Origin of the sequence: Neorhizobium sp. NPDC001467 (assembly GCF_050275975.1) — a bacterium.
GTDB lineage: Bacteria > Pseudomonadota > Alphaproteobacteria > Rhizobiales > Rhizobiaceae > Neorhizobium.
Genome location: NZ_JBNNPS010000001.1, coordinates 472060 through 488352, shown reverse-complemented (window position 1 = coordinate 488352; position 16293 = coordinate 472060). Strand labels below are relative to the sequence as shown.

The window sequence follows — 16293 nt, the reverse complement described above, 5'->3', positions numbered from 1 at the left end:
CCGGAGGGGTCGATGCGCCTGAAAATCGTCCACAGGACCGAATATCGCTACGACGCCCCGGTGCCCTATTCGTTGCAACGCCTGCGGCTGACCCCGCCCGATACGGCCGCGCAGACGATCCTGTCCTGGAACATTGCGGTCGACGGGGCGTCGATCGAGGCCGGTTATGCCGACCAGTATGGCAATCGCACCGAACTCGTATCTACCGAAGGCGACGCCCATACGATCCGCATCACCGCTGCCGGCGAGGTGGAAACCACCGACAAGGCCGGGGTCTTCGGCCCGCATCAGGGATTTTGCCCGCTCTGGCTGTTCCTGCGCGAGACCGAGCGAACCAGGCCCGGCAGGCTGACACGCGAACTGTCCGACACGCTGGCCGGCGACACCGAGCTGGCAAGAATGCACGCGCTGATGGAGACGATAAACGCGACCGTGACCTATACGCCCGGCAGCACCGACACGCTGACTTCGGCCGAACAGGCGCTGGAGGCGAAAAGCGGCGTCTGCCAGGACCATGCCCATATCTTCATCACCGCTGCCCGCCTGTGCGGCATCCCGGCGCGCTATGTCTCCGGCTATCTGCTGATGGAGGGCCAGGACGAGCAGGTTGCGACCCATGCCTGGGCCGAGGCTCATCTTCCCGGGCTCGGCTGGGTCGGGTTTGATGCCGCCAACGCGATCTGCCCGGACGATCGCTACGTGCGGCTCGCCTGCGGCCTCGACTATGCCGCCGCCGCCCCGGTCTCCGGCATGCGGCTCGGAACGGCCGACGAAGACCTGAAAGTCTCGCTAACCGTCCACGGCGTCCGCACGCAGAGCCAGAACCAGGGCCAGGGCGCAGAAGGTCAGAACCATTCGGTCCAGCGCCAGCAGACCCAGAATTAGAGGACTGGAGGCAGGTAGCGCGAGGAGTGACCGGCCGGGGTCTGGAAACAGCATTCAACAGACAACCGAACACGGCCGCGCCTGCATATCAGCACCGCAGCCGCGTGCAAATGGTGTAGCGGGCTGGTTCAGGCTCTGCCAATCGCAGTTCCGCTGCCACTCCAATCCTCCAGCCGATCCCATCCGTCGCGCGCAAGCCCGGCGCCATTTCCGACTGCTTGAATGCCGCCACCAAAGCGGAGAACCACATGCTGTTGGGCCAGTCCCTTTTCCAGTCGGTCCTGACAAGGCTGGAGGATGAACGACAAGAAGCGGACGACGCGCCGCCTGAAGATGCGGATTTCCGCATTCGCGGGCTGGGCGCCGGCTTCGTCATGCCGGCCGGGCGCCCTTTGGACATACGTGCCGATGGCAGCGCCTATTTCGACCATGATGCCGAAGACCTCGACCGCCCGCCCGGCGACGAGCAGCCTCAGCCGATGGAAGGCCCGGCGCAAACCGATGTACCGGAGCCGCAACCGGCCGACATCATGCCGGCACAACTGCAACGGCTGACGGAAGCCGAGATCGCCGAAGATCTGGCGCTGTCTCCAAACGATGACGAGGCGGTGCTGCAGGACAGGCGACGGCAATTTGCGAGGCTCAACCACCCCGACCGCGTCGCGCCGCAATTTCGCGATCAGGCAACGACCCGCATGAAGATTGCCAACCAGCTGATCGACCGGGCCATCACGCAATTGCCGTCACGCCACGGCCGGCACCCTATGTGAGTTCGCCGGCCATCGGTTCGCATGCGCCTATCGCGGCGTGTTGCCGCGATCGAAAAACAGCTTGTAGCCGGCAAACAGGCCGATACAGGCGAGGATCGCCGCCCAGGTGAGGTTGCCGAAATACAATTCGACGCCCACCCATGCGAAGCAGACGGCGACGATAAGTCCACGCCGCCAGGGCGCATCATAGAAAGGATGGTTCGGATCGATCATGGACGGCGTCCTCCTGCGGCCTGCAGAAACGCGGCCCCCGCGCCGGTATTTCGCCTGCGCCGCCAAATTGCAAGACGCCGCGACCGGCAAAAGCAGTTTTACCCGGGCCGCATCGATGACCACAGCCCGCTCGGCGCTTCCGACCAGTGAGGACGAACGAGGCTTTCGGCACCCGCATGATTTTTCCCCTGCCGCGGTCGCTATTGGCATTGAAGCCTTTGCCGAGCTAGGCTAAGAACCATGCATCGGTCACCGGCGAGTCATCGCCGGAACGGTTAGCACCCGTAGCTCAGCTGGATAGAGTGTTGGATTCCGATTCCAAAGGTCGCAGGTTCGAATCCTGCCGGGTGCGCCATATTTTCCAAGGCTTCTGGCCGATCTCAGTCACAGCATTGTTTTCCACAGGAAGCATATAGGAAGCATCTCGCGCATATCCCCGTCCGCACTGAAGGTCATCGCAATGGCAGATGCAGGGAATGGTTCTGACAACCCGCTTCACGCGCTAGTTAGAGCGTTGGCGCGAAGACAGGCCCGAATTGATGCTGATGAAGAATCCAGAGGGGGAAGATCGATGACGGAATGGCAGAAAACGGAACCGCCTCTCGATAGGGAAATCGAGTATGAGCGGGACAACCGATCAATCGAAACGGGATCGCTCAAGCCAGCGGGACGTTTTGGGACAGGGCCACGCGGGAGGCAACCGAAGATGCGGCTGCAATATCACCGTGAAGGCTTTGCCGAGATGTTTGAGGTAACACGCTGGCGGGAGATCGACTGAAATCGACCAAATGCAGGCTGATCGTTCTGTAACGTAAATAGTGAAGCAGCGATGCCCGAAGTCTTTACGCCTAAGACTCTTGCCGAGCGCTGGAGCTGCTCGGAGCGGCACATTCGAAAAATGATCGAAAGTGGCGAGCTTCCCGCATTTCGGGTAGGTAAGCTAATGCGCATCCGGCGCGAGGTGGTAGAGGAACGCGATCCTGTCCTTTCTCCCACGGAAATCCCAGACATGACCACAAAAATCTCTGATGCCTTTTCCTACCCTCCCCGCGGCATGTCGCGCGAAGAGGCCGCCCGCTATGTCGGCGTTGGCACCACGAAGTTTGACGAGATGGTTGCCGATCGGCGTATGCCGAGGCCAAAGCGCATCGACGGTCGCGTGATTTGGGACCGCATAGGTCTCGATGCGGCGTTTACTGACCTTCCATCAGAAGGCGGGAACAGGGTCGATGAGATACTTAATCGAGGTTCGACAATGTCTGAGGCTGACAGGATACGCGAGAAACTATTCCTTGAGGGCCTCGTCCCACCGGGGCGGAAGAAGCGCAAGACGCCCGGGTCGAATAGGCCATGACAACAAAGGCGATTATCAAGACGTCCGACTTGATGCGTATGGCAATGGTCGCGAAAAAGACAGGCATGCGAGTCGAAATTGAGATCGACGGGACCATCATCCGAGTGGCGCCGGACGTCTCGCCCGCATCTGAAAAACCAGCCGTCAAGAAAGAGCGCATCCAGCTCTGATCAAGGATCGCGACGAGAAGAGCGATGATGACAAGGAAAACCGCGATAGGCGTTGCCGTATTGAAGCGCATGGCCCTTGTGGCAAAGTCAGAAGGCGTGGTCGTTGAAGCCGAAATTGATGGGTTGACAGGAACTGCTGACGATCTTCTTCCGCGGGACGAAATACGAAATCCGCAGAAAGTTCGCAGACCAAGAATCGGCCAGGAAAGCTGGCGAGCAGCCGAATGTCATACTGACAAAGGCTCACCTAATTTTTAGCTAGAACTGATTGACTCCAATGCAAACCAGAACATACTAGGAACACGCGGGGCCGTTTGGCGGCGAGTGCTCCCACCACATGTTCAACTGATGCAACGCGCTTCGGCGTGAAGGAGTATTCGCGTGCCCATTTCAGCCGCCATTCTGGAACCGGTATCGATTGAGTACATCCGTCGTGAAGTCCGATCATCGAACCTCACCGTATCCGCCGGCTTCCCCTCGCCGGCCGGCGATGACCTGGAAAGCCCTGTTGATCTTATTGCCTGGATGATCCGGCACGAACACGCAACATTCTGGTACCGCGTCAGCGGCAACTCGATGTCGGGTGCAGGGATCATGGATGGAGACTTCGTCGCCGTCGATCGCGCCGGCAAGGTGCAGCCAGGCCGAACGGTACTGGCGCTCCACAACGGTGACATGCTGCTGAAGCTACTCACCCGACGCGACGGCCGGCTATGGCTGGAGGCACGATCAGAGGAACGCTACCCGCCAATTGCCGTATCAGAATCGACCGAGATCTATGGCGTCGTTGCGGGCATCGCCCGCCGCTATGCGGTGGATTAAAATGGCCGATCCAATTGCCCTGATCGACTGCAACAATTTCTATGTTTCCTGCGAGCGCCTGTTCGACCCGAAGCTGCACGGCCGGCCGGTGGTGGTGCTGTCGAACAATGACGGGTGCGCCATCGCCCGATCCGACGAGGCGAAGGTGCTGGGCATCAAGATGGGCGATCCCGCGCACTTCTTTCGGGAGAAGACGAAAGAGCATGGCATTCGCCTGCTGTCCTCAAACTACACGCTCTACGGCGATATCAGCCGCCGGGTTGCGACTGTCATCGGCCGGTTCTCACCTGTGACCGAGGTCTATTCGATCGATGAGACCTTCGTCGATCTCAGCGGCTTCGGCGGCCGTATGCTCGATCATGCCGCAGAAATGCGAATGACGGTTCGCCGGGAGGTCGGCATGCCGACATGCGTTGGCATAGGACCAACCAAGACGCTGGCGAAGTTCGCCAACTTCATCGCCAAAAAAAACCCCGTCTTTGGCGGCGTGTGCGATCTAAGCAATCGGGATGTTGCCGAATTTTGCATGACCCGCACGGACGTATCCGAGGTCTGGGGTGTCGGCCGGCAAACGACGGCCAAGCTGCGTGCGGCCGGCATCAACACCGTAGCGGAACTGCGGGACATGCCTATGCTTTTGGCCCGCAAACTGGGCACCGTCGTGCTGGAGCGAACGGTGGCCGAGCTGCAGGGCGTCCGTTGCATTGAGATCCAGGATGTCGAGCCGCAACGCAAAGGGATGGCAGTGACGCGATCGGCGGGCACGCCGATGACGACGCTGGCGGTTCTCAACCAGGCCGTAACTGCGCACGCGACACGCGCCGCGGAAAAGCTACGGCGCCACGGGCTGGTGGCCAGCCACATCACCACGTTCTTCCATACCAATCCGCACAACGGCACGCGCCAGAACAGCGTCTCGCGATCGGCCAAGCTGTCGCCGCCGTCGAACACGACTTTCGCGCTGGTCGACGCCGCCCTACGGAGCGTCGAACGAGGTTGGCCCGGCGATCCCGGCGGCAATGGATTCGCCTATACGAAGGCAGGCGTCATTCTTGATGACCTTATAGCGGAGGAGCTGGCGCCGGCCGATCTATTCGCCCACGAAAGCGCAACCGCTGCAAAGCTGTCGATGGCGCTGGATGCGGTCAACGATCGCTGGGGCAAGAAGACGGTGGTGCTGGCCTCTGAAGGTTTTCGCCGGTCCTTCGAGACGAAAGCCGACATGCGCACGCCGCGCTACACGACGCGGATTTCAGAACTTCCGATCGTGAGGGCAATATGACAACGCTCCGGGATTTCCGTGGCGATCGGATCGACATCCGGTGCCGCCGCTGCGCGCGTCAGGGCATTTTCGAACGTAAGGCGCTCGTGAAGAAATTCGGGGCCGGCGTTGCGTTTGCCCAACTTCGACGCATTCTTTCGATGGGCTGCGACCGTGCAGGAACTGACGAGTGTGAGGCGTGTTTCCCCTGCCTGCTAAGTGCGCAGATCCTGATTGATGGAGGCGAGCATGCCGGAAATGAATAACGACGACCGAATGATCCATCTGCATTTTACTCGCGGAGACCACGTGATCGATGAGGTTGTGCCCGGCAGCGAGGTGGAAGAGTTCCTGAACAAGAACGTGGACCGGCCGGATGAAATCGCTGATGCGCTGATGTTCCTTGAGATCGGACGCATGGCGAGCGGTCGTTACGTGGGTGCTGGCTGGGCAGTCAGCTTCGTTGTCGAGGATCCATGATGAAGCACGCCCGCAGCATTGACCTGGCGGTAACAGACGGCGTGCATGAACTTGCCGATTGGCACGTTATGGTCGGCAGCTGCGGCAAGTGCGGACATTCCGGGAAGGTCTACTGGAGCCGTATCAAACAGTTATTTGGCCCATCTGCCACGGTCGCTGACGTCAGTCGTCGGTTCCGTTGCAAACCTTGCGGCAACCGTGCCGGCAACAAGATATCAGTCAGAATGATACCGCGTGACTGAGCCGAGAAGTTCGATACCAAAAATGAACTGAAAATCCCTGGGTAGCAGCGCGCCACCCCCTAGACTCTCCGCATGGTTGTGTCACCTTCTGAAAGGGCTTTAGGGGGAATTAGGGTGACTTTCGTAAAAAAGGCGCGGCCGTACATTGCCGCAGCGCTAACGCTTGCGCTTACAAGCTGCACAACTACGCCGGCACAGCTGGCGGCCAATCCGAAGCAAATTCCAAAAGTGAATTTGTGTAGGAGCTACCTACAAACCCCTGACCCGCTGTTCCAGCAGCAAATTCTAGCTGAGCTTGGCAACCGTGGCATCTCGCCGCTCGAATGCAGCGAGATGGTACAAAAGCAGGATCAGGCGGCCGCCGCGCTGGTAGCAATTGCGGTCGTTGGTGGTGTTACAGCTTACTGCGTGAATCACAATTGCGGTGGCGGAGGCAACTATCAGCGCCCGCCAGCTGTACCTGGCAACTGCCAAAATCCCTGGGATTTAGATGCGCGCGGCAATCGTTGCGGTGATCGCGCTGCCTCGGTGCGGCCTGGTGGGCAGGCGGGTGGCTACTATCCCGCAGCTCCCGCGGCGTTCCCTACCGCACCAGCAGTTAACCGGCCTATGCCGGTCGCGCCGACTTACCGGCAATACATTCGGGGCCCCCGCGGGGGCTGCTATTACATCAACGGAAACGGGAATAAGACATACGTCGATCGCAGTATGTGTTGACCTGACCCCAAGCGATTAAGCTAAGCGCCGGACCACGAATGATATGAGAAGCTGGCTGGATTGGGTAACCTACGCCCTGATCGCCACCCTTGTGGCGATGACAGCACTATCCGTGGTCCGTTCCTTTATCGATATTTTCGGATGACGCCTAGTCGGCTATAATGGCCCGATGCGGCTTAGCGACAAATTGATCCAGCGACGGATAAAGACCGAGTTCGACCGCGGCACGTCCGCACGCGAATCTATGCGGGTGGTGAAGGCGATGGTTGAGCGCCAGAAACAGGCCGATGCCCGCGCGCCTCGAGCCTCGCCAACTCGGTTGCAAGCTCCAAAGCCATATCGATGAGGTAAACTAGGAATTCGCTCTTGCCGAGACACTCGGCACGTGCGCGAACGGCCGTTAGATCGATCAATACCTGCTGCATTACCGCCCCCTGAAGCAAATGAGCGAGCACAGTAGCAGGATTGCTATATTGGTATATCCTAATTTTAGAGGGGGTTTTTACCCTTGCCCTGTTTTGGAATTGCCGACGCGATCTTCGTCATCAGCACTGTAATTTCCGGCGATCGGTGCTGGAGAAGGTCGAGAAGATTTCGTTCCAGCTTAGAGAGTGGCCGGCTCGCTTCCGCTTGGGGGTCACCCGCCAGCAACCAGTCGAGGGACACACCGAGCGTATGTGCTAGTTCGCAGGCGTGATCGACGCCCATGGCATGGCCCTGCAACCACTTTGAAAAGGCGGCAGGGGAAATCCCCAACTCAGCCGCAATGCCGGTCACTTTCGAATGCCCGCACATCGCCAGCGCCTGCCGGATGCGCCTTCCCCGCTCGACATTGACCTCATTTTTCCTGCGCATGGTCGCCCCTTTTTCACGCACAGGTAAATTACCGTTTCATTATCTTCGCGCACCCCTAAGAAAGGGGGATACCCAAACGCAAAAAAGCCCTCGCACCCGAATGCACGAGGGGATAGGTGGGTAGGAGAATGGCGGTCAGGGTTGCGCGTAGTTGGCCCCGGCTATGAACGCGACTGTAACGGCGAAGCCGATGAGCGTCCCGCCCGGCGCCGTAGGGATGCTCACCACTATTTGGACTGGCTAACGAAATGATGTTCAGCCGACCAATATCTTCCGTCATGAGTTCTGGCTGACCTGAGGTGCTTCCAGTTGTGCTCGCGACTTGAAGCTACTCTTGCCGAGCGTATGCTTTTGGTGCATGTGTTCTTCAACATAGGGGGTCTCAATGAATATCAATGAAGTGTCACAAAAACTCCGCCAGACTGCCGATCATCAACCAGCAAAACGTATTGAAGCTCCTACATTCTACGGATCGAATTTCGCCGTTTCGTGGTCTGCACTAGATGTCAGCATGGTATTGGGTCGAGCGTTTCCCGCAACGATCGACGCCGGTGACATGGCCGGCTCTATGTTTGGCGTCCTTGAGACCCAGGCCATTATACAAATGAGCCCCCAATCTGCTAAGGACTTAATGCTTGTTCTCCAAGAAGGCCTGAAGGCGTATGAAGAAAAGTACGGGGTGATCAAAACGGATTATTCTGAGGCACGAGGATAGCGGGGTGCCGGATCGCATAATCTACACTTCCGTATTGTCGACGGCCATGGAGATCCGGCTCTACGAAGAGACTGTTGAGCACGTCAAGAACCACCACCCGGAGGTTCCCATTGAACTCCCAAGCATCGAGTCGGCCGTTGCTCAAACTATCGTTAACCCTACGCACGTTGAAGTGAGCTACGGGAACTCTTACGTGTTCGTGGACATTGACTCGACGAATGCATCGGGCGACCCTCTGCGGGTGCCGGTCAAGATGATCACGTCGGATAGCGGCCGCGTAAAGACGGCGTACTTCGCCTCGACGAACGGGACGCCTGAACTTGCTTACGTAAGAAACAGTAGGGATCGCAATGAGTGAGTTCACCGTAGCGTATGACGCAAAGGTTGACGTGCTCTACATCTCAAAGAGGATCGAGCAGGCAGCCCGCGGAACGGAAGACACGACCGGTATTGTGTGGCGTTACAACGGTCGCGGGGAGCTGATCAGTGCCACCGTTATGGACTTTCGCGATCTGTGGAACGAGCGCAGGCATCAACTGGCTGACACAATATCTTATCATTTTGGCATCCCCCCTGCAGCGGCCGAGAACGTAGTCGAGCATGCGTTTGACCTCTGAGATGGCGGATGTGGCAGCCGCAACGCGCTTCTGGCTGGAGAGGTTCGAACGCGAAATTGAGTGCTGGAGATTGCGCGAACGAGTAAATACTCCAAATCTGTGAACGCCTTCGGGAGTCACTCTCACGAGTGATAAGTTCATGGTTGCGTGAGGCGCTGCCTCTCGACGCGATCGAGGCGCTCTCGCAGATCGAGGATCACGTCGCGGGCGCCGTATACGCTGCCCTGCGCCTGCTTCAGTTCGTCAAGCTGGCGCTGCATGTTCGCATCGCTTGCGGTGTAATTCTGCCAGACCCGTTCATGCTCGGCTCGAGGCACCAAGCCTTCGCGAATTTCCTTAATTGCGGCATCGGTTCTTGTGCGGTCCTCCTGACTGCGCGCGGTGCGCCATTCCATTTCCTTCTGCGTCACCATCTTGTCGATGACGCCGATGATGGTCGTGTCGGTCCTGTCCTGACGCGTAGAGAGCGTCCCGTATACGAAGGCGCCAAGCGCGGCGAGGACCGTGAACGACACGCCGGCCGCGGTCCATATGACGGGCCACTGGGTTTTCGAGTTCGACCGCAGCTCATTCGACAGCGTTGTCAGGCTGGCATTGACGCTCTGGAACCCGGTGTTCATGTTCGACCGGAGGTCTACGATGTCCTTGCCCTGGTTCTCCACCCGCTCTGAAAGTCGAGCGTATTGCGCCATGGGGTCGAAGCCGTTGCCGTTGCTCATTTCCGTTGTACCGCTCGCCATTATGCCCTATGCCCTTCGATGCGCATTGAATTATCTATCAGACGGCAGAGGTCTGCAGCGCAATTGCCGAATATTCGACCCCGGCCGCTGATCCTGCGAACAGGTTGAAGACGCCGCCGATCAGCAGCGAAACGAGATTCGTTGGAATGGTCTGGGATCGATAGCCTTTGATGACGCAACCGCCATATGCGCCGGAGACATATGCCAGGCCGTTTTCCCCAAGCCACGATTTGATTTTGAAAACGATCGGCTGACCGTCGGCGGACTCGGCATACAGAAGCGCTACGGATGGCTTTGTGTCGAACGTTCGCGTGAACATCACCGTGGCTTCGCCGGAGGCGTTGAGCGTACCGCTGGTGGCCGAGGTCAGACGCGGATGCTCATGATCCATACGAGAAGCAGTGTTTGCGGCGCCTGCCGTGGCAATCTTGGCTTCACCTTTCGGAGGTGCATCAGCCAACGGGGTCGGGGATGGAACGATCTCCATGTCACGTCTCTGTCGCGGTGAACTTCTGGCCGGTTGTCGCCCCGATGATGCTCACAGCTTGGTTCGTGTTGATCTTGAAGGATGCGCCTGCGGTGATTTTGTAGCTGCCGGCTGCATCGATCGCCGCGGCTCCACCAATCTCGTTTATCCAGAGGTCGCCCGCCGAAATATTCTGACCGGAAAGCATTTTACGGGCGGCATTGGCTGGCGCGAGAGACTGCGCAGTACCGCCCGTGGTGATGGCCCCAGACCGGTTCGTGCCGGCCGGAAGAACACTGGCGCTGGTCCCGTCTGAATTGACGACAGCTGTAGCGATGACACGAGCATGAGTTCCGTTGCCCATGTCCTTCATTTTCTCAAGGAGGTTGTTCGTTGAGGATATGTTGACGTCGGGCATAGTTCCCTCTCCTTACGCGGTGTTCTTGGGCGCCAGATACGTCAACAGCGCCGGCAGACCGATAGATACGGCATAGAGCAGGATATAGCCGTACCAAGGCGTATCGTTCGGCATGACTGGAAGACCGGCAGAACCGACGAGAGCACCGCCGACCGCGGCGCCGATGGCTTTGGAATATGGGTTCATGGTGATCGCTCCTAAGCTTCGTTGGTGGTGATGGATGCGTTGATTGTGGTCATCGGCAGCGTGCCGGTCGGCAGCGGCTGCGTGGTCGGCCACCGGTAGCCGAGCAAGCGGTCCTTCGCGATGCGGGACACGCTCACCTTGTCAGACTGGTTGCCGCCAAGAATGTGCAGGTGCGTCTTGTCATGCCCGACGACGAACCCGACATGACCCTGCCAGCCGTCCTTGCTGCCGCGCCAGAAGACGGCGACGGCGCCGACCTGCGGAGAGCCAATCGAATGGCCGAACTTGAGCCAGTTGCGGGAGCCGAGAGGATTGGCGATCATTGGCTCAGAGGGCAGGGCAGTGGCCACGCACATGCCGACAAACGCCCCGCACCATGCTATCTCGCTCGTGTCGAGACGAAGCGCCTTGTCCAGCTTCTTCGCGTCCCTGACCTCGTGCAGGCCCAGCAGCTTGCGGGCCTCCGCGATCCACGGAAGCTCTACTGGTTTCACGCGCTCGGACCCGTGTAGCGCCTCCAGCGTCTTCGGCCCGATGGTGCCGGGGAACTGGATATCGAGCCCCTTGTCCTTCTGGAACCGGGTAACGGCAGCGGTCGTGAACCGTCCCGGATAACCATCGGCGCCCGCAGGCCCAAGGTTATAGCCGAGCGCGATCAAGCGCCGCTGCGCTTCCTGCAACGTCGTGTCCATATCGATGATGTCCTTGTGATTGGTTACTGCGCCATGATGACGGCGGCGCGGGCCTCGGTGGTCACGCCCAGGAGGACGTTTCGGACCCATGCAAAAAGGTCGCTGTCGGATTGCAGCGTTACGGCAGCGTTGAAGGCCCTGCGGGATTTCAGAGGGGTCGCGATCGACATTGCAGCGTCGAAGTCGTCGCCCTCCTCGACCGTCATCCTGTCCCAGAAGTCGGAAACGTACAGGGTATACGGCGAAGGCGGTGGCGGCACATAAGGCCCAATACTGTCTCCGCATTCTTCGACCACACGGGCGAAGAAGACGCGGCCCGATGGTTCGGGGTCGAAAGAGGCTGTCCCATAGGGCATCCAAGGATCGGTTTCACGCCACCTCACATCGAGGGCGATAGCCGTGTGTTCTTCGTTGGCCCACACGGGATTGCGGTACAAAAAAGCGTTGATGTCGATAGGACCTGCTGCGACTGTTTCCTGCCCTTGTGCTTTGTCGGCATTTTCCATCATGAAATCCTCAAAAACAGCGATGCTCTATTGGCTGTGGACATGTCCCCCATAAGCTTCCACGTGCCAGTGTTTACGGCGGCTCCCGAACCGTTATTGTTGGCGTAACGAAGATTTGGGCCGGAGAAGTTCTGGCCTGGCGTTCCTGTTGTCGTGCCGTCGGTGAAGGCGAGCATGGCGTATGTGCCGATTGCGCCAACGCCTTGCGCGGCAACGGTCGGCATGATCTGCGCAATTCCGGTGGTGTAAAAAGCAGATATACGGCTATCTATCGCCGTGAACGCATCGCTCGCGCCCCAAGCAGACCAGATGCTGCCGAAGACGTTGCCGACGGCAGTCAGAGCAGAAGCGCCATTGCCGGCGTAAACGATCCCGCCAGCTTTCACGTTGTTGTAGATGGTGAAGTTGCCCTGCGTGTCGAACGAGGAGAGCTGAAGACCGCTTGTCAGGTCGATAATGGCCAGAGTCCCGCTCGGATCGACTTGCAGCTTCCATGATCGGATACCTTGATAGGTCATCTGCAGAATAGGAACCGGCTGACCGGCTGTCCCCGAAAGGATGACCGGGCCGGCAACAGTCCCACCGCTCAATGACAATCGCCCGTTGGCGACGGCATCCGTTTCTGCCTTCGAATAGGTGTCGAGATTTGCGCGCGCCGCCGCCGCTGAGCTTGCCCCAGTCCCGCCATTCGCGATCGAAAGATCAGCGCCAGACCAATTTACATCATTCACGACATTCAATGTCGAAAGGCTGCCCAGTTCGATATGGCCACGGAACGCTGCGGCGCTACTGGCCCCGAGCCCGAACCGGGCGAACTCCGTCAATCCCGTTGTCGCCCAAAGGTCGGCGCCGACGGTGTAAGGAATGAGCCCGGCGACGATGGGGAGGTTGGCCAGCGATGTAAGCCCAGCGTCATAAGCCTGCACATCAGACCCAATCGCGAGGCCAAGGTTTGCGCGCGCCTGAAGGGCGTTCGTCGCGCCGGTACCGCCGCCAGTAAGCGGTCTCGGATAGTTCTGCGCGGCTGTGATGTCATCGACCATCGCATTGTACTTGGCCGACTGAATGGTTGTCTTCGGCGCGCCTTTCGTACCAGCTGGCGGGTTGTAGATATCACCGGTGTACGGCATTCGCGTTCTCCAAATGGAAAAGGCCCCGCAAGCGGAGCCAGTTTAACGATGTTCTGATTTCGGATTCGACTCTAGCGCGAGACGATTCCAGATTGCCCGCTGTCAAACGTGGGGGGCGACAATGTCACAGAGAATTTTGCCAGCGCTAGAAGTCGGTACGAGCTATCGAGTGGTAGATTTCGAACGCTTCGAATACCAGCATCGGAGCCTGGGTCAGGCGCATGGCGAAGAAGCCAATATTCTGCGCCTTCATCTGAAAAACCAGACCATACTTGATCTACCTGTATCGGACGAGGCTTTCGAGCATCTTCTTCGGACAATGATACACATGTTCCCAGCCGTTGCGCTTGACGAGATAAAGCGTCAGCCATGGTCAAAAGCAGATTTCCCAGATGCCAACGGATAGTCGCGGAATAGAAGCCGCGTTCAATTGACGTTCCCATGATGTCCTCTTATCGATTGCAGATCAAAGTTTACTCAACCCCCTGACCATCAGAGAGCCCCATGAAGACGATCGCCGTGCTTGTTACCCTCGCCGCTCTGTTGTTCGGCACGCAAACGATGGCTTGGGACGGGGTAGATGCAGAAAGCGGCGCCAATGTTGAGATCGGCAAAGGCAATCTTGTCCGTGAAGGCGAGACAATCGAAGTCTACGATTATGATGCTGGCGAGTATCGCGACATGGAAGTTCAATCGATCGACAGCTCCGGCTCATCCGTCGACCTGGAGGTTTACGACAACGAGAGTGGCGAGACCCGGACTTTTAATATGGAAGACAACTAACTTTCATTCATGTATCTATGCGCCATGCAGATCGATCACGACCCACATGAACCGAGCCACAAGGCGCTGAAGCTGATTGCCATCCTCACGGCTGCTATCGTGCTGGCGCTCGCCGTCCCGGTGATGTTTGGCGTCCGATGGGCGGTTGAGCTGCTTCCGGCGGATCTTATTCCGCCGCTCGCAACTCTCGTTATGGGATTGTGTGGCGGCTTCCTCATCGGTCGCTGGGACGCGTTGCGTCAGCGGACGCCCGGCAGGGACTGATAACCGGCAAGGCCGCTGCTCTGTAGCAACGTCCTGACGGCATCGGCTCGCCGCTTATCCACTACGTTCTGCTTTCCGGTCTTCATTAGCGCCTCGACGATCTGATCGCGAACGTTCCCTCGCGCGACACTCAGCCGCCCAATATCGGATGCAACCTGGTTGGCATTCGTCATCGGGTCACCCTGGACAAGGTATCTTGCCAGCGAGCGCCCCATTCGGGCGGCCGCGCCGGTCAGGGTCGTGTCCGCCGGGATGTCCTGCGCTTTCTCTGTGTCGTCGAGAAACTTGGTGAAGCGATTAGCCATCGCAGTATCGGAGCCGCGCGTCACGCGATTGGCAGTGTCGCCAAAGACAGTTTCCCGATCGATCGCACGCAAGGCGTCATCGGCATTGTCCTGGCCGAACAGCATCCCAAGTTTGTCCCGGTTCCAATCACCCTCGCCCCGCACAACGTTGCGAAGGGCTGTCGTGTCGTTGGCCTTGGTGCCGACGGCTCGGTAGATCTCGCCCAGCGCTCCCTGCTTCATTCGTGTCGGAACGGCTGACGGCCCGATCTGCATTCCCTGCGGCAGCGCGCCTTGCTGCAAAGCCTGCTCAAGTTCGACCGGGCGCATGGCGCTGGCTTCGTTGTTCAGGATGGGGCGCCCCTGCGTCAACGCCTCCCGCTGACGGGCCAGTTCCGAATAGTTGGCATCGACTTCCTTTATGCGGGGCATCGAGACACGAAGAGCGTCATCGATCATCTGCCGTGCTTCCGTCAGCGCAGACACGACACGGGGGTTCGTCTCGTCGACGAGCATCCCATCAATTGCCTGGCGGGTCTGGAACGCTACAGCGGGGTCGGTTGCGACAGCATCTTCCCCGAACTCGTTCAGCATACCCCGGACCTGTTGCAGTCGGCGCTGCGCGTCTCCCCGAAGCGATGCAATCGAGCTGTCGATATCCTCGGTGATAGCTGTGAAATCATACGGCGTCCGATCACGCATGACAGGACCATACTCGCGGGCCACTCGGTTCAGGCTGCCTCCGATCTCGGCATCGATCTGCGACGGGATAGGATCGGGGCCCAGGCTCCGTGCAACGTCCGCCCGAATGCGGGGGTTTGCGCTGGCGGCGCGCTCGTTCAGGGGATCGACGACCATTCCACGCGTTCCCGGTCGAGCGGCAGCGCCGCGGGCGACACCAAGCCAGTCGGGAGAGACATCGGCAAGCATTGCCTCCGGTCCGAGGTCGCGCAACGCCGACTGTGTCAACGCCAGCTTGTCGGGGTCCGCAAGCTCGTTGGTGAGATACCGGCGGGCCTCCGGTGACATAACCGACAGCGCATCGTCACTCTGCCCCATGATGCGGCGAACAAGGGCAGATGCGACTTTGTTTGCGCCGGCAGCAACCGGCATCATCGCGCCGGCAGTTCCGGCACCGATCAACGTTTCTTTTGCAGACTGATTTAGGCGGTTACGTGCCCCGCCCCCGCCCGCCCCGAAGCCTTGTACGGCACCGGTAGCGCCGCCCGCGCCCATCGTGGATGCTACCCGCGGCAGCAATGTTGCACCCGTGTTGCCCATGACATAGCCGCCGATCGCCGGGGCAGCCTTGAGCAAAGCCCCGCCCGAGCCAATGCCGCCAGCGATTTTCAGACCAGTGGAAATATAGGGGTTATCCTGGTCGTATTCCTGATCCTTGCGGCGCTGCATGGCAAGCGACTGGTCGTAACGCTCTCCCCAAGTCTTGCCCGAAAGCTTGCCCTCGTTAAAACTATCGGGCAGCAGCGGATCGACGATCGGAGACAGGGTTGCGTTTGTTGCTGCGTTCATCTCGTCGAGGAAAGACCCGACGCCAAGAACACCGCGGCCGACGGCGCGCACTGCTCCATCTATTCCGCCGGACCTATTGTTTGGCGCCGGCGATGTATCGGCGCCGCCCTGCACCTGCTGGATTGCGATCGAAAGAGCCTGTTCATCCGGCGCCTCGATCTCGTAATTGCTGCCGCCAATCTCGACTTCATAA

General features: G+C 59.1%; 23 protein-coding genes, 1 tRNA gene and 2 pseudogenes. 16 read left to right on the top strand and 10 right to left on the bottom strand.

All coding sequences use genetic code 11. The features are described from left to right. The first annotated feature begins 12 nt into the window (after positions 1-12). Together ACQKKX_RS02545 and ACQKKX_RS02540 are read left to right on the top strand one after the other, a co-directional pair. Entirely contained in the window at positions 13-885 is an 873-nt protein-coding gene (locus ACQKKX_RS02545; RefSeq protein WP_427568478.1) for a transglutaminase family protein, read from the top strand. A 248-nt stretch (positions 886-1133) separates the two neighbouring features. Further along, a complete protein-coding gene (locus tag ACQKKX_RS02540; RefSeq protein ID WP_427568476.1) occupies positions 1134-1655 on the top strand; it encodes a hypothetical protein in 522 nt (173 codons plus the stop codon). A gap of 27 nt (positions 1656-1682) precedes the next feature. Here the strand turns inward: ACQKKX_RS02540 and ACQKKX_RS02535 are convergent, their stop codons facing one another. Next, entirely contained in the window at positions 1683-1868 is a 186-nt protein-coding gene (locus ACQKKX_RS02535) for a DUF3329 domain-containing protein (protein ID WP_427568474.1), read from the bottom strand. Here ACQKKX_RS02535 and ACQKKX_RS02530 point away from each other — a divergent pair. The 8 genes and pseudogenes from ACQKKX_RS02530 to ACQKKX_RS02495 all read left to right on the top strand — a co-directional run bounded on the left by ACQKKX_RS02530 (position 1867) and on the right by ACQKKX_RS02495 (position 5955). Then, positions 1867-2103 (top strand): hypothetical protein, encoded by a 237-nt coding sequence (locus ACQKKX_RS02530; RefSeq protein WP_427568472.1) that lies wholly within the window; start codon positions 1867-1869, stop codon positions 2101-2103. The two genes, ACQKKX_RS02535 and ACQKKX_RS02530, sit on opposite strands and share 2 nt — an antisense overlap. A gap of 43 nt (positions 2104-2146) precedes the next feature. Beyond that, positions 2147-2223, top strand: a tRNA-Arg gene (locus tag ACQKKX_RS02525). A 474-nt stretch (positions 2224-2697) separates the two neighbouring features. Continuing rightward, positions 2698-2829 (top strand): annotated as a pseudogene (locus ACQKKX_RS02520) (excisionase family DNA-binding protein); the annotation flags it as partial. Positions 2830-2877: 48 nt separating this feature from the next. Next, positions 2878-3084, top strand: a pseudogene (locus ACQKKX_RS02515) (helix-turn-helix transcriptional regulator); the annotation flags it as partial. 134 nt (positions 3085-3218) lie between these two features. Beyond that, entirely contained in the window at positions 3219-3392 is a 174-nt protein-coding gene (locus ACQKKX_RS02510) for a hypothetical protein (protein WP_427568470.1), read from the top strand. Between the two features lie 381 nt (positions 3393-3773). Beyond that, positions 3774-4214, top strand: a complete 441-nt coding sequence (locus ACQKKX_RS02505) for a LexA family protein (protein ID WP_427568468.1) — start codon at positions 3774-3776, stop codon at positions 4212-4214. Next, positions 4171-5496, top strand: a complete 1326-nt coding sequence (locus ACQKKX_RS02500) for a Y-family DNA polymerase (RefSeq protein WP_427568466.1) — start codon at positions 4171-4173, stop codon at positions 5494-5496. The genes ACQKKX_RS02505 and ACQKKX_RS02500 overlap by 44 nt, the downstream gene beginning before the upstream one ends. 228 nt (positions 5497-5724) lie before the next feature. Beyond that, positions 5725-5955: a hypothetical protein gene (locus tag ACQKKX_RS02495; protein ID WP_427568464.1), complete on the top strand. Its 231-nt coding sequence runs from the start codon at positions 5725-5727 to the stop codon at positions 5953-5955. Positions 5956-7403: 1448 nt separating this feature from the next. Here ACQKKX_RS02495 and ACQKKX_RS02490 read toward each other — a convergent pair. Then, positions 7404-7769 carry a helix-turn-helix domain-containing protein gene (locus tag ACQKKX_RS02490; protein WP_427568462.1) on the bottom strand — a complete coding sequence of 122 codons (366 nt, stop codon included), beginning with the start codon at positions 7767-7769 and terminating at the stop codon, positions 7404-7406. 385 nt (positions 7770-8154) lie between these two features. Here ACQKKX_RS02490 and ACQKKX_RS02485 point away from each other — a divergent pair, with 385 nt between their 5' ends. From ACQKKX_RS02485 to ACQKKX_RS02475, 3 genes are read left to right on the top strand one after another with little or no spacing between them, the layout of a single operon-like run. Then, positions 8155-8484 carry a hypothetical protein gene (locus tag ACQKKX_RS02485; protein WP_427568460.1) on the top strand — a complete coding sequence of 110 codons (330 nt, stop codon included), beginning with the start codon at positions 8155-8157 and terminating at the stop codon, positions 8482-8484. Between the two features lie 4 nt (positions 8485-8488). Continuing rightward, on the top strand, positions 8489-8842 hold the full coding sequence (locus ACQKKX_RS02480; RefSeq protein WP_427568459.1) for a hypothetical protein: 354 nt from the start codon (positions 8489-8491) through the stop codon (positions 8840-8842). Then, positions 8835-9101 carry a DUF2283 domain-containing protein gene (locus tag ACQKKX_RS02475; protein WP_427568457.1) on the top strand — a complete coding sequence of 89 codons (267 nt, stop codon included), beginning with the start codon at positions 8835-8837 and terminating at the stop codon, positions 9099-9101. Before ACQKKX_RS02480 ends, ACQKKX_RS02475 begins: the two co-directional genes overlap by 8 nt. Positions 9102-9238: 137 nt before the next feature. On the opposite strand, the gene ACQKKX_RS02470 is transcribed toward ACQKKX_RS02475, so the two are convergent. From ACQKKX_RS02470 to ACQKKX_RS02440, 7 genes are read right to left on the bottom strand one after another with little or no spacing between them, the layout of a single operon-like run. Further along, positions 9239-9820: a hypothetical protein gene (locus tag ACQKKX_RS02470; RefSeq protein ID WP_427568455.1), complete on the bottom strand. Its 582-nt coding sequence runs from the start codon at positions 9818-9820 to the stop codon at positions 9239-9241. Between the two features lie 58 nt (positions 9821-9878). After that, positions 9879-10328: a hypothetical protein gene (locus ACQKKX_RS02465; RefSeq protein ID WP_427568453.1), complete on the bottom strand. Its 450-nt coding sequence runs from the start codon at positions 10326-10328 to the stop codon at positions 9879-9881. A 1-nt stretch (position 10329) separates the two neighbouring features. Then, positions 10330-10725, bottom strand: coding sequence for a hypothetical protein (locus tag ACQKKX_RS02460; protein WP_427568451.1), 396 nt, complete (start codon positions 10723-10725; stop codon positions 10330-10332). 12 nt (positions 10726-10737) lie between these two features. After that, positions 10738-10911 (bottom strand): hypothetical protein, encoded by a 174-nt coding sequence (locus ACQKKX_RS02455; RefSeq protein WP_427568449.1) that lies wholly within the window; start codon positions 10909-10911, stop codon positions 10738-10740. A gap of 11 nt (positions 10912-10922) precedes the next feature. Next, positions 10923-11603 carry a TIGR02594 family protein gene (locus ACQKKX_RS02450; protein WP_427568447.1) on the bottom strand — a complete coding sequence of 227 codons (681 nt, stop codon included), beginning with the start codon at positions 11601-11603 and terminating at the stop codon, positions 10923-10925. A gap of 23 nt (positions 11604-11626) precedes the next feature. Further along, complete coding sequence (locus tag ACQKKX_RS02445) at positions 11627-12109, bottom strand: hypothetical protein (protein ID WP_427568446.1); 483 nt, start codon at positions 12107-12109, stop codon at positions 11627-11629. Further along, positions 12109-13239: a hypothetical protein gene (locus ACQKKX_RS02440; protein ID WP_427568444.1), complete on the bottom strand. Its 1131-nt coding sequence runs from the start codon at positions 13237-13239 to the stop codon at positions 12109-12111. The genes ACQKKX_RS02445 and ACQKKX_RS02440 overlap by 1 nt, the downstream gene beginning before the upstream one ends. Positions 13240-13360: 121 nt before the next feature. Between ACQKKX_RS02440 and ACQKKX_RS02435 the strand changes: the two genes are divergently transcribed. From ACQKKX_RS02435 to ACQKKX_RS02425, 3 genes are all read left to right on the top strand, one after another. Continuing rightward, positions 13361-13645: a hypothetical protein gene (locus ACQKKX_RS02435; RefSeq protein WP_427568442.1), complete on the top strand. Its 285-nt coding sequence runs from the start codon at positions 13361-13363 to the stop codon at positions 13643-13645. Positions 13646-13743: 98 nt separating this feature from the next. After that, a complete protein-coding gene (locus ACQKKX_RS02430) occupies positions 13744-14022 on the top strand; it encodes a DUF5334 family protein (protein ID WP_427568440.1) in 279 nt (92 codons plus the stop codon). 24 nt (positions 14023-14046) lie between these two features. Further along, positions 14047-14286, top strand: a complete 240-nt coding sequence (locus ACQKKX_RS02425) for a hypothetical protein (protein WP_427568438.1) — start codon at positions 14047-14049, stop codon at positions 14284-14286. Here the strand turns inward: ACQKKX_RS02425 and ACQKKX_RS02420 are convergent. Further along, the gene (locus ACQKKX_RS02420) at positions 14262-16151 is read right to left on the bottom strand and encodes a hypothetical protein (RefSeq protein ID WP_427568436.1); all 1890 of its coding nucleotides are present in this window, start codon (positions 16149-16151) and stop codon (positions 14262-14264) included. The genes ACQKKX_RS02425 and ACQKKX_RS02420 overlap by 25 nt on opposite strands. Positions 16152-16293: the final 142 nt, after the last annotated feature.

Coding starts and splice junctions, on each gene's coding strand:
- ACQKKX_RS02545 (WP_427568478.1), top strand. CDS start 13: ATGCGCCTGAAAATCGTCCACAGGACCGAATATCGCTACGACGCCCCG.
- ACQKKX_RS02540 (WP_427568476.1), top strand. CDS start 1,134: ATGCTGTTGGGCCAGTCCCTTTTCCAGTCGGTCCTGACAAGGCTGGAG.
- ACQKKX_RS02530 (WP_427568472.1), top strand. CDS start 1,867: ATGGACGGCGTCCTCCTGCGGCCTGCAGAAACGCGGCCCCCGCGCCGG.
- ACQKKX_RS02535 (WP_427568474.1), bottom strand. CDS start 1,868: ATGATCGATCCGAACCATCCTTTCTATGATGCGCCCTGGCGGCGTGGA.
- ACQKKX_RS02510 (WP_427568470.1), top strand. CDS start 3,219: ATGACAACAAAGGCGATTATCAAGACGTCCGACTTGATGCGTATGGCA.
- ACQKKX_RS02500 (WP_427568466.1), top strand. CDS start 4,171: ATGGCGTCGTTGCGGGCATCGCCCGCCGCTATGCGGTGGATTAAAATG.
- ACQKKX_RS02495 (WP_427568464.1), top strand. CDS start 5,725: ATGCCGGAAATGAATAACGACGACCGAATGATCCATCTGCATTTTACT.
- ACQKKX_RS02490 (WP_427568462.1), bottom strand. CDS start 7,769: ATGCGCAGGAAAAATGAGGTCAATGTCGAGCGGGGAAGGCGCATCCGG.
- ACQKKX_RS02485 (WP_427568460.1), top strand. CDS start 8,155: ATGAATATCAATGAAGTGTCACAAAAACTCCGCCAGACTGCCGATCAT.
- ACQKKX_RS02475 (WP_427568457.1), top strand. CDS start 8,835: ATGAGTGAGTTCACCGTAGCGTATGACGCAAAGGTTGACGTGCTCTAC.
- ACQKKX_RS02470 (WP_427568455.1), bottom strand. CDS start 9,820: ATGAGCAACGGCAACGGCTTCGACCCCATGGCGCAATACGCTCGACTT.
- ACQKKX_RS02465 (WP_427568453.1), bottom strand. CDS start 10,328: ATGGAGATCGTTCCATCCCCGACCCCGTTGGCTGATGCACCTCCGAAA.
- ACQKKX_RS02460 (WP_427568451.1), bottom strand. CDS start 10,725: ATGCCCGACGTCAACATATCCTCAACGAACAACCTCCTTGAGAAAATG.
- ACQKKX_RS02455 (WP_427568449.1), bottom strand. CDS start 10,911: ATGAACCCATATTCCAAAGCCATCGGCGCCGCGGTCGGCGGTGCTCTC.
- ACQKKX_RS02450 (WP_427568447.1), bottom strand. CDS start 11,603: ATGGACACGACGTTGCAGGAAGCGCAGCGGCGCTTGATCGCGCTCGGC.
- ACQKKX_RS02445 (WP_427568446.1), bottom strand. CDS start 12,109: ATGGAAAATGCCGACAAAGCACAAGGGCAGGAAACAGTCGCAGCAGGT.
- ACQKKX_RS02440 (WP_427568444.1), bottom strand. CDS start 13,239: ATGCCGTACACCGGTGATATCTACAACCCGCCAGCTGGTACGAAAGGC.
- ACQKKX_RS02435 (WP_427568442.1), top strand. CDS start 13,361: ATGTCACAGAGAATTTTGCCAGCGCTAGAAGTCGGTACGAGCTATCGA.
- ACQKKX_RS02430 (WP_427568440.1), top strand. CDS start 13,744: ATGAAGACGATCGCCGTGCTTGTTACCCTCGCCGCTCTGTTGTTCGGC.
- ACQKKX_RS02425 (WP_427568438.1), top strand. CDS start 14,047: ATGCAGATCGATCACGACCCACATGAACCGAGCCACAAGGCGCTGAAG.